This is a genomic window from Streptomyces albidochromogenes (assembly GCF_005981925.1).
GTDB classification, from domain to species: Bacteria; Actinomycetota; Actinomycetes; order Streptomycetales; family Streptomycetaceae; genus Streptomyces; species Streptomyces albidochromogenes.
The window spans coordinates 1-10,354 of record NZ_VBVX01000245.1; the positions used below are offsets into that span (position 1 = coordinate 1).

Here is a 10,354-nt window from a genome sequence, read left to right on the forward strand (position 1 = left end):
ACGGGGTCCGGCTCGCGCTCGCCGAGGGCGTGGCCGGGGTGTCGGGCGGGCCGGTCGGGCCGATCCGGGTCGGCACGCCGCGGGACAGGTCGTCCGCGTTGCCCACGGGGCCGCCCGTACCGCCGTCGCTGTCGCCGTCCGCGTCGGCCAGCAGCGTGGCCGAGGTGACGAGGACGGCCATGGTGAGCACGACCGCCGTGACCAGCAGGGCCTTTCGCGGCCGGGAGAGGGTGGACAGGCGGCCCGCCACGGTCTCGCGGGCGACCCACGAGCCGCCGGCCACCCGGCCGTCACCGGCGGCGGTCCCGCAGTCCGGACAGGCCATGCCCGGCAGCGCGCCTCTGCGTCCGCCCCCGCACCGTTCGCACACCATGAAGACCTTCTCGCACCCGAGCTCGTGGACCCGCCTGGACGGTCGGCCGGCGGCTCCCCGGCAGTCAAGGGCCCCACTATGCATGAGGCCGCCGTCGTGAGACAGGGGATGCGCACGATTGGGCGCGGGGCGGCTCGTGCCCGTACGGAGGGCCGGTCACCGCGACCGGCCCCGCCGGCCGTCCGGACCTAGTCGGCGTCCTCCACCTGTCCGCCCACATCGAGTACGCCGCCGGAGTCCCGCCCCCGGGGCTGGAGTTCCACCTGGATGCGGTGGGTGGTGTCGTTCGCGGTCGTCCTGCCCACGTCGGCCGTGACCACCCCGATGCGCAGACCGCCCTTGCCGCCGGTCTCCTGACGGATCTGCACCGCGAACTCCAGGCTCACCTTCTCCACCCGGAACCGCAGATCACTCTCCCTGCCCCGGCGCTGTGCCTCCTCAAGATCGGCTCGTACCTGGCTGATCACATCGGCCAGTTTCGCGCCCTGCGTCTCGGCGTCGACGTTCAATCCGCTCACATCCCCCCTCTGCCGCCAAGGCCCCATTGTCACCTACCGCGACTATGCTGGTACAGCATGGGGGCGTCGCGCGGTGAGACCAACTTCCGTACTGATCAAGAAACTTGGCGGGTGCGACTGCGCCTTCCCGGACTGCGGGGACAAGTGCTCGGAGCCGGTGTGCTGCTCGGTGACGGGCTCGTGCTGACCTGCGCGCACGTCATCCGGATACCCGACACGGACGACCACCAGCCCTTCGTGACGGTCGAGTTCCACGACATCGCCAAGCGCGTGAACAACTGGGGCCGCTGGGGCGCCGACGACGAGATCGGCACGCTGAACCTGATCACCGACGAGGTCGTGCGCGCCGCCGCCGAAGCCGTCCGCACCGGCCGCCGGGTGCCCCTCGCGCTCCCCCTCCAGGAGGACGGCGTACAGACCGGCCTGATCCCCGGCCGGGTCAACCCGCTCCACACGATGGTCCAGATCAACCAGGAGCTGTTCGGCCCCGGCACCGTCGCCACCAGCGACGACACCGTGACCATGGGCCTCCAGGCGGCCACGCACTGGGACGCCCTCACCCACGTCTCGCACTCGGGCAGGATCTACAACGGCCGCCCGGCCGACAGCATCACGCCGCACACCCGCGCCCGCCACAGCGGCATCGACAAGGCGCGGCACGTCGTCTCGCGCGGGGTGCTGCTGGACGTGGCCCGTGCGCGCGGGGTGGACCGGCTGGCCGGGGACCACGCGGTGACGCCCGAGGACCTCGAAGCCGCCGAGGAACTGGCGCGTACGACGGTCCGGGCCGGCGACATCGTTCTCGTACGGACCGGGCAGATCCAGACCTACCTGGCGGGCGACAAGCACGCGTACGGCCATCCGTCGCCCGGCCTGTCGATCCGCACGCCGGAGTGGTTCCACACGCGGGACGTCGCGGCGGTCGCGAACGACACGCTCACCTTCGAGATCTTCCCGCCGGAGATCGAGAACCTGTGGTTGCCCGTACACGCGCTCGACCTGGTCGAGATGGGCATGCTCCAGGGCCAGAACTGGAATCTGGAGGAGCTGTCCACAGCCTGTGCGCGGGAGGAGCGGTACGCCTTCCTGCTCTCCGCGATGCCGGAGCCGTTCGTCGGGGGAACGGGCACGCCGGTCGCTCCGGTGGCGATCTTCTGAAGGCACAGCCACAAGCTTCGAAGGTCCAAGAGCAAGCCGGGTGGCGACGCACTCCCGCACGCCCCGAGCGCGGCACGAGGGTCACCACCCGGCTCCGGCGTACAGGCCCTGCCCCTCTCACTTCCCCCGGAGGAGCCGACGCCGAACCACGACCCGCGTTCGCCGAGGCGGGGCCGCCTTGGCGCGGCTCGGTTCCTCGGCGTCCCCTCGCAGCGAATCGCCTCACCCCAGGGTCATCAGGCGTTCACCAACCGTCAACACCTGATCGGCGATTCACCCTTTACGCGCTATGTGTGACAGCGCACGACGGCTCATACACAGTCGCCTCGTACGCCCCTGACGCCACCACGGGCGCCCCCCGGTCGACCTCGCACCAGATGCGCTTGCCCGCGCCCTCGGACTGCCAGCCCCAGCGGTCGGCCAGCCCGTCGACCAGCTCCAGGCCGCGCCCGTTGGTGTCGTCGCCCTGCGCGTGCCGGGGCTTGGGGGGCCGGGCGCTGGTGTCGGCGACCTCGACCCGGACCGTGCCGTCGTCGGCGGTGCCGAAGAGCATGCGCAGTACGGCCGGACAGCCCGTATGCACCACCGCGTTGGTGACCAGCTCCGAGATGAGCAGGATCAGGGTCTCGGCCAGCGGCTCGTCGACCCTTATCCCCGAGCCGGCGAGCCGCGAGCGGGCCCACCGCCGGGCACGCCCCACCTCGGCGGGGTCGGCCCCTACCTCCAACTGCACCTGAAGCACCTGCACCGCTCACACCATCCGAACCGGCGAACACATCGCCTCGCGTCTCCACAGGGTCACGGAACGTGATTCCCTTATGGGACAGCATGGTTGACGTACAGTCACCGCAACAAGCGCTTCGGGCATATTCCAGCGCGAAGGAGTACGCGTGGTGCATACTGTGCGACGCGCGCTGCGGGGAGTCGAACAGGGGCGCGTACGGCGCCTCCGCACGGCGCGAGCGGCGCACGTCTCGCGGCCCGGAGTCACCACCGAGGCAACGCCGGGACAGCTGCGCATCACAACCACTCGCATCCCACGGAGCGTACCGGAGCACACCCCCGACTCCGGCCCGTGACGAGTCACGCGTAGGACACAACCCGATATCGACGGACCGTAATCGTTCACCAGTCGCAGGCGGGAGTGACCGGTGGATCACCAAGGGCCACTGAACGCACGGAATGTGGCCTTTGCCGTCACACCCGGTCACGGCTCCCGGCGCCGCGCCGGCACTCACCGCAGCGCCGCCGCCAGCAGCTCGGCCGCCTCCCTCTCCGTGGGCCACCGCTCGGCCCGTACCCAGGCGCGCTTCAGGTGCAGGTGTACGTCGGCCTCCCAGGTGAAGCCCATGCCGCCGTGCACCTGCAAGCAGTCGCGCGCGTTGCGGACCGCCGCGTCGTCGGCGAGCAGCTTGGCCCCGGCGATCTCCACCGCCTCGCCGGTCACCGCGGCCCCGTACACGGCGGCGCGAGCCGTCTCGGTGCGCACCAGCATCCGCGCGCACAGGTGCTTGACCGCCTGGAAGGAGCCGATGGGCCGGCCGAACTGCTCGCGTTCGCCCGCGTACCGGACGGCCGCCTCGGTCGTCCGCCCGGCGCTGCCGAGCTGTTCGGCGGCCGTCAGCAGGGCCGCGGGAACGGCGTCGGGCTCCGGTACGTCACCGCCCGCCGCCCCGGGGACGCGGTGCAGCGGCGTCAGCGGGTCCACGGAACGCACGGGCACGGCGCCCGCGGCGTTCCCGAGCACGTGGTCGGCCGCGTCCAGCCACTCCACCAGCTCGCCGTCCACCCGCGTCACCACGCGCTCGCCGGTGGCCGCTCCCGGGACCGTCGCGGCGGCGAGGTGCGTGGCCACCAAGGGGCCCGGCAGCAGCGCGCGGCCCGCCTCCTCGAAGGCGAGGACGGCCTCGGGCAGGCCCAGGCCCACTCCTCCGTCCCGCTCGGGCAGCCGCAGCGCGAAGAATCCGGCGTCGCCCAGCTCCCGCCACAGGGCGCGGTCCAGCGACGCCTCCGGTCCCACGCCGGGCCCGTCGACGGCGGCCCGCAGCCGCTCCCGTCCGAAGCGGCCTTCGAGGAGCTTGCGCACGCCCTCCTGGAGCGCGCGCTGGTCGTCGGTGAGCCGGAAGTCCATCAGCGCCCCTTCGGCAGGCCGAGGACGCGCTCGGCGACGATGTTCCGCTGGATCTGCGACGTACCGGCGGCGATCGTGTACGAGAGCGACGACAACCGGTCCGCGGTCCAGTCGTGGGACAGGTCCAGGCCGCCGGGGCCGAGCACCCGCGCGGCGGCGTCGTACAGCTCCTGACGGGCGTGCGAGTAGCGCAACTTGAAGACGGAACCGCTGTTCCCGGGAACGCCCCCCGCGCGCTGCGCCTCGCTGACGTTCCACTGGGTGAGCCGCCACAGTGCGGTGAACTCGGCGTTGAGGCGTCCCAGGGTGCGGCGCACCTCCTGGTCGTCCCAGCGGCCGTTCCCGCGAGCGGCCTCGGCGAGCGCGCGCAGGGTGCGGCGGCAGGCGACGACCTCGCCGACGAACGCGGTGCCGCGCTCGAAGGACAGGGTGACCATGGTGACGCGCCAGCCGTCGTTCTCCTCCCCCACGCGGTGGGCCGCCGGCACGCGCACCTCGTCGAGGAACATCTCCGCGAATTCGGTCGTTCCCGCGAGCGTGCGCAACGGCCGCACGCTCACTCCGGGAGCGTTCATCGGCAGGGCGAGCCAGGTGATGCCCCGGTGCCCGGGAACGTCCGCGCTCACCGGCCGCGTGCGGACGAGCAGCTCGCACCAGTCCGCGACCTCCGCGTGCGAGGTCCAGATCTTCGATCCGGTGACGACGTACGCGTCCCCGTCCCGCACCGCTCTGGTGCGCAGCGACGCGAGGTCCGAGCCGGCGTCCGGTTCGCTGAATCCCTGGCACCAGATCTCGTCGCCGCGCAGGATCGGCGGCAGCCAGCGGGAGCACTGTGCCCGAGTGCCCTCCGCGGCGATCGTGGGTCCCGCGTGCAGCAGGCCCACGAAGTTCGCGCCGACGTAGGGCGCCCCGGCCAGCTCGGTCTCCTCCAGGAAGATCAGGTGCTGGGTGGGCGTGGCGCCGTGCCCGCCCGCGTCGGCGGGCCAGTGCAGCCCCGCGTACCCGGCGTCGTACAGCCGGCGCTGCCACGCCGTGTCGTACGCGCGCCTGCCGGGCCAGTCCCGAGGGTCGGGCCGGGGCGGCAGACCGGGCAGCGTGGCGGCCAGCCAGGCGCGCAGGCGCGCCCTGAACTCCTCTTCCTCCTCGGTGTACGTGAGGTCCATCAGCGGGCGCGGTCGGCGGTGACGTGTCCGGCGGCCGGGACGCGGTCGCGGTCCAGGTCGAGACCGAGCATGCGGATGGCGTTGCCGCGCATCAGCTTGTAGACGGTCTCGTCGTCGAGGCCCTTCACGTGGTCGAGGGCGACTTCCTTCGTGTGCGGGAACGTCGAGTCGACGTGCGGGTAGTCGGTCTCGAAGGTGGCGTTGTCGCGCCCGACGACGTCCAGGGACGCGACGCCGTGCTTGTCGCGGAAGAAGCAGCAGAACATCTGCCGGTAGTAGTACATCGAAGGGGGCTCGGGGATCAGGTCCCGTACGCCGCCCCACGCGCGGTGCTCCTCCCACACGTCGTCGGCGCGCTCCAGGGCGTACGGGATCCAGCCCATCTGGCCCTCGCTGTAGGCCAGCTTGAGGCGGGGGAACTTCACCAGGACGCCGCTGAAGAGGAAGTCCATCATCGAGGCCATGGCGTTGTTGAAGCTGAGCGCGGCCTGTACGGCGGGCGGGGCGTCCGGGGAGGCGGCGGGCATCTGGGAGCTGGACCCGATGTGCATGTTGACCACCGTGCCGGTCTCCTCGCAGACGGCGAAGAAGGGGTCCCAGTAGCCGGAGTGGATCGACGGCAGCCCGAGGTGGGTCGGGATCTCCGAGAAGGTCACCGCCCGTACGCCGCGCGCCGCGTTCCGCCGGATCTCGGCGACGGCCAGACCGATGTCCCACAGCGGGATGATGCACAGCGGGATCAGCCGGCCGCCGCTGTCGCCGCACCACTCCTCGACCATCCAGTCGTTGTACGCGCGCACGCACGCGAGGGCGACCTCCTTGTCGTGCGCCTCGGCGAAGGTCTGGCCGCAGAAGCGCGGGAAGGTCGGGAAGCACAGGGACGCCTCGACGTGGTTGAGGTCCATGTCCGCGAGCCTGGCCACGGGGTCCCAGCAGCCGCGCCGCATCTCCGCGCGGGTGATGCCCTCCAGGGTCATGTCGTCGCGGTCGAAGCCGACGGCGGCGATGTTCCGCTTGTACGGGAACTTGAGGTCCTCGTAGATCCACCAGTCCGCGGGCGGGCCGTCGGGGTCCATCGCGATCCGGTACTTGCCCGCCACGTACGCGAGCTCACCGATTCCGGCGGTCAGCGGCCTGGGGCCGCGGTCGCGGTACTTCGCCGGAAGCCAGGTCTCGAAGAGGTGCGCCGGTTCGATCACATGGTCGTCGACGCTGACAATCCGAGGCAGTTCCATGGGTGTGTCCTCCGGCGTTCGCGATCCCGACTTTCTGATGGCCCGTCAGATCTCAGGCTAGCCCCGCACCCCTGGACCGACAAGGCGCAGCGCCCTACGCTCTCCCAACGATCTGACTGCCCGTCAGCTGTGAGGGGAACCGCCGTGACCGACACCGCGACCGACACCGCTTACGCGCTGGGCGCCTCCCGCACGCTCTGGGAGCTCGTCGACCGCCGCGCCGCGCTCACCCCCCGGCGCCCCGTACTGCTCCAGGACCAGGACGACGGCGCCGCCCGCGTGCTCACCTTCGGCGGACTCAGGGACCGCGCCGAACGCGTCGCGGCCGGCCTCTACGGGCAGGGCGTGCGCCCGGGGAGCGTCGTCGCGTGGCAGCTGCCGACCAGGATCGAGACGGTGCTCCTGTCGGTGGCCCTGGCCCGGCTCGGCGCCGTACAGACACCGGTCATCCCCTTCTACCGGGAGCGGGAAGTCGGCTTCGCGCTCCGGGAGGCGAAGGCGGACTTCTTCGCCGTACCGGGACAGTGGCGCGACTTCGACCACACGGCGATGGCGCACCGGCTCGGCGCTCGCGGCGTTTTCGAGGCGTACGGGAACGTTCCGGAAGGGGACCCGGGAACGCTCCCCCCGCCCCCTTCCGACGGCACCGCGGTGCGCTGGATCTACTGGACCTCGGGTACGACGTCCGACCCCAAGGGCGTCCTGCACACCGACCGTTCGCTGATCGCGGGCGGCTCCTGTCTGGCGCACGCCCTGCGGCTGTCCCCGGACGACGTCGGCTCCATCGCGTTCCCGTACGCGCACATCGGCGGCCCCGACTACCTGGTGATGCTGCTCCTGTACGGCTTTCCGGCCGTCCTCTTCGAGCACTTCGCGATGCCCGCCGCACTGGACGGCTACCGCCGGCACGGCGTGACGGTCGCGGGCGGGTCCACCGCCTTCTACTCGATGTTCCTCGCCGAACAGCGCAAGGACCCCGCTCGCAGGGTCGTTCCCAGCCTGCGGCTGCTCGCGGGCGGCGGGGCGCCCAAGCCCCCGGAGATCTACCACGCCGTCGTACGGGAGATGGGCTGCGCGCTGACCCACGGCTACGGCATGACCGAGGTGCCGATGATCACGATGGGCTCACCGGACGACACGGCGGAGAACCTGGCGACGACGGAGGGCCGGCCGCCCGAGGGGATGGAGATACGCGTCACCGGCGAGGACGGCACTCCCCTGCCCACGGGCGTCGACGGGGAAGTGCGGCTGCGCGGGGAGGCCGTGTGCCGCGGCTACCTGGACCCGTCGCAGAACGCGGCGGCGTTCGACCGGGACGGCTTCCTGATCACCGGAGACATCGGGCACCTCACCGCGAGCGGCCATCTCGTGCTCACCGGGCGGCTGAAGGACATCATCATCCGCAAGGGCGAGAACATCTCGGCCAAGGAGATCGAGGACCTCCTGCACCAGCACCCGGGCGTGGGCGACACGGCCGTGGTGGGCCTGCCGGACCCGGCGCGCGGCGAGCGGGTGTGCGCCGTCGTCGAACAGCCCCCCGGGGCCGCGCCGCTGACCCTGGAGGAGGTCACGGCGTACCTGCGGACGCGGGGGCTGTCCGTGCACAAGCTGCCCGAGCAGCTGGAACTCGTGGACGCGCTGCCGCGCAACGAGATGCTGCGCAAGGTCCTCAAGTACAAGCTGCGCGAACACTTCACGTCGGACCGGGCGCAGGCCGCCCGGTCCGACGGCGCTCAGGCGTCCGGGGTGTCCGGGGTGTCCGGTCCGGGTGTCGTGTAGTACGTGGCGAAGGCGGTCAGGATCTCTTCCTCGCTGATCAGACCGTCACCGTCCGCGTCGAGCGCGGCCGCTGCCTCCTGCGCCCTGTCCTCCGCCGCGCCCAGCACCCGCAGGACGCGCCCCGCGGCCTCCCGGGTCACTCGGGTTCCGTCGTCCCCGGCCGCGACGGCGAACGCCGCGTGCAGGAACGGGCGGGCGATCTCGGCGAACCGCCGCGGGTTGTCCCGCAGCCGCTTCACCGCACCCGTCACGAACTCCTCGCGGCTGACCCGCTGGTCGCCGTCCACGTCGGCGATGCCCGCCATGCCCTGCCAGAAGGCCTCGGCCCCCATGTAGAGCGCCTGACCCTTGTCGCAGCGAGCCGTCGTGCCGAACTCGGCCAGCAGGGCGGCTGCCGCGGCACTGAAGTCCTCGCGGTCGATGTAGCCGTTGCCGTCCTGGTCGAAGCTCGCGAACCGGGCCGCTGTCTTGCGCTCGTACTCTGCGCTGTCCATAGGGGGGAGGGTACGACGTGGGCGGCCGGACCGGGGAATTCTCCGGTTTTCTCAGGGGCCTTCTCGCGGACGTTCCCGCGAAACCTTCCCGCGGGTTCTCAGGCGGAGAGGGCCTGCGCCTCGTCGTCGGCGGCCGTGGCCACGTCGGGGAAGACCTCGAAGAGGCGGCGCACGCCCAGGGCGGCGAGCACCTTGTTCACATGCGAACCGTCGACGGCGCCGCGCGCGGGCAGGATCAGCCGGAGGTCGCCGCCGCAGGAATGCATCAGGCGACGGGCGGCGATCATCACGCCGACCCCGCTGGAGTCGCAGAAGAGCACTTCGGACAGGTCGAGCACCACGCGGTGGCGGCCGTGCGCGACGGCGTCGTGCACGTGCTGGCGGACCGCGGGGGAGGTCACCAGGTCCAGTTCCCCGGAGACGTGCAGTACGGCCCAGGCGTTGTGCTCTGCCTCGATCACCTTCAGCGTCACGCGTCTGGACCTTTCGTTCTGCTGATGCGGAAGTTGCCCTTCCATGTCGCGGCTGCCCCACCGCACCCCCGTGAAACGCGACGCCACGAATGACACCACCCCAGGGGGACCGAATCATTATCATCCCGGTCCGGAGCACGGACGCACTTACCGTAAAGGGGCGTGCGTTGTCAGCGCCTCGCACTACATTCGAAGGAAGTGACGAGGGCACACGGTGGGCAGGCGTACAGGGTTGGGGGCCGCATGGCGAAGGACGCACCACCTCGCTGGGACCGCAGGATGCAGCAGCGGCTGGCACGCGGCGAGGCGGCGGCGCTCGGCGAGCTGTACGACCGGTTCGCGTCGCTCGTCTACAGCCTGGCCCACCGGGTGCTCGACGACGACGCGGCGGCCGACCAGATCACGCGCGAGGTGTTCGGCCAGGTCTGGGAGGATCCGCACGCGTACGACCCGAAGCAGGGTTCGTTGAGGTCCTGGGTGGCCGGACTCACGCACCGGCAGGCCGTGCACCGGCTGCGGCAGAGCGGCTCGGCGGAGCTGGCGGACGGTGACGGCGGCCGCGCCTCGGAGGAGCTGGAGCAGAAGGTCCGCAGGGCCTCGGCCGCCGCCCGCGCGGACTACATCGTGACGTCGATGCCCGCGCCGCTGCGGGCCGCGCTGGAGCTCGCGTACTTCCAGCGCAGGGACTACCGGCAGACGGCGGCCGACCTGGGGGTCACGGAGGACGAGGCCCGCCGCCGGCTGCGGCTCGGGCTGCAGTTGCTGTCCACGGCGAACCCTCCCCACCAGGACGGACTCTCGTCCCCGCCCGGCTTCGGGGAGCGTCGCCGATGAACGCGGAACACGGCGCGAACGGACCTCATGGACCCCACGGACCTCATGGGCCCCAGGGACCCCACGGCCCCAAAGGACCCCAGGGGCCGCACGGGCCTCATGGACCCCACGGGCCTCAGGGGCCGCACGGTCCGCGCGGTCCGGAAGGCGGCGGTCCGGGAGGAAGCGGCGGGCGGGACCGGCCGGAGGGCAGGGC

10 protein-coding genes and 1 pseudogene are annotated in these 10,354 nt (G+C 71.9%); 3 read left to right on the forward strand and 8 right to left on the reverse strand.

All coding sequences use genetic code 11. From position 1 onward, the window contains the following. Both E2E34_RS25630 and E2E34_RS25635 read right to left on the reverse strand, forming a co-directional pair. A pseudogene (locus E2E34_RS25630) lies at positions 1-373 on the reverse strand (adhesin); the annotation flags it as partial. A gap of 188 nt (positions 374-561) precedes the next feature. Next, positions 562-891 (reverse strand): trypco2 family protein, encoded by a 330-nt coding sequence (locus E2E34_RS25635; RefSeq protein ID WP_244316095.1) that lies wholly within the window; start codon positions 889-891, stop codon positions 562-564. A gap of 237 nt (positions 892-1,128) precedes the next feature. Here E2E34_RS25635 and E2E34_RS25640 point away from each other — a divergent pair, with 237 nt between their 5' ends. Further along, a complete protein-coding gene (locus E2E34_RS25640; protein ID WP_138904293.1) occupies positions 1,129-2,049 on the forward strand; it encodes a cyclase family protein in 921 nt (306 codons plus the stop codon). A 280-nt stretch (positions 2,050-2,329) separates the two neighbouring features. Here the strand turns inward: E2E34_RS25640 and E2E34_RS25645 are convergent, their stop codons facing one another. The 4 genes from E2E34_RS25645 to E2E34_RS25665 form a co-directional block, all read right to left on the reverse strand. Beyond that, on the reverse strand, positions 2,330-2,797 hold the full coding sequence (locus E2E34_RS25645; RefSeq protein WP_138904284.1) for an ATP-binding protein: 468 nt from the start codon (positions 2,795-2,797) through the stop codon (positions 2,330-2,332). 486 nt (positions 2,798-3,283) lie between these two features. Next, positions 3,284-4,180 (reverse strand): acyl-CoA dehydrogenase family protein, encoded by an 897-nt coding sequence (locus E2E34_RS25655; protein ID WP_138904286.1) that lies wholly within the window; start codon positions 4,178-4,180, stop codon positions 3,284-3,286. Next, a complete protein-coding gene (locus E2E34_RS25660) occupies positions 4,180-5,343 on the reverse strand; it encodes an acyl-CoA dehydrogenase family protein (RefSeq protein ID WP_138904287.1) in 1,164 nt (387 codons plus the stop codon). The genes E2E34_RS25655 and E2E34_RS25660 overlap by 1 nt, the downstream gene beginning before the upstream one ends. Further along, positions 5,343-6,578, reverse strand: coding sequence for an amidohydrolase family protein (locus E2E34_RS25665; RefSeq protein WP_138904288.1), 1,236 nt, complete (start codon positions 6,576-6,578; stop codon positions 5,343-5,345). Before E2E34_RS25665 ends, E2E34_RS25660 begins: the two co-directional genes overlap by 1 nt. 144 nt (positions 6,579-6,722) lie before the next feature. Here E2E34_RS25665 and E2E34_RS25670 point away from each other — a divergent pair, with 144 nt between their 5' ends. Beyond that, on the forward strand, positions 6,723-8,357 hold the full coding sequence (locus E2E34_RS25670; protein WP_138904289.1) for a class I adenylate-forming enzyme family protein: 1,635 nt from the start codon (positions 6,723-6,725) through the stop codon (positions 8,355-8,357). On the opposite strand, the gene E2E34_RS25675 is transcribed toward E2E34_RS25670, so the two are convergent. Then, positions 8,312-8,851, reverse strand: coding sequence for an EF-hand domain-containing protein (locus E2E34_RS25675; RefSeq protein ID WP_138904290.1), 540 nt, complete (start codon positions 8,849-8,851; stop codon positions 8,312-8,314). The two genes, E2E34_RS25670 and E2E34_RS25675, sit on opposite strands and share 46 nt — an antisense overlap. A 98-nt stretch (positions 8,852-8,949) precedes the next feature. Then, positions 8,950-9,324 (reverse strand): STAS domain-containing protein, encoded by a 375-nt coding sequence (locus tag E2E34_RS25680; RefSeq protein WP_138897565.1) that lies wholly within the window; start codon positions 9,322-9,324, stop codon positions 8,950-8,952. 243 nt (positions 9,325-9,567) lie between these two features. On the opposite strand from E2E34_RS25680, the gene E2E34_RS25685 reads away from it, so the two are divergent. Then, on the forward strand, positions 9,568-10,158 hold the full coding sequence (locus tag E2E34_RS25685; RefSeq protein WP_138904291.1) for a sigma-70 family RNA polymerase sigma factor: 591 nt from the start codon (positions 9,568-9,570) through the stop codon (positions 10,156-10,158). Positions 10,159-10,354 lie beyond the last annotated feature (196 nt).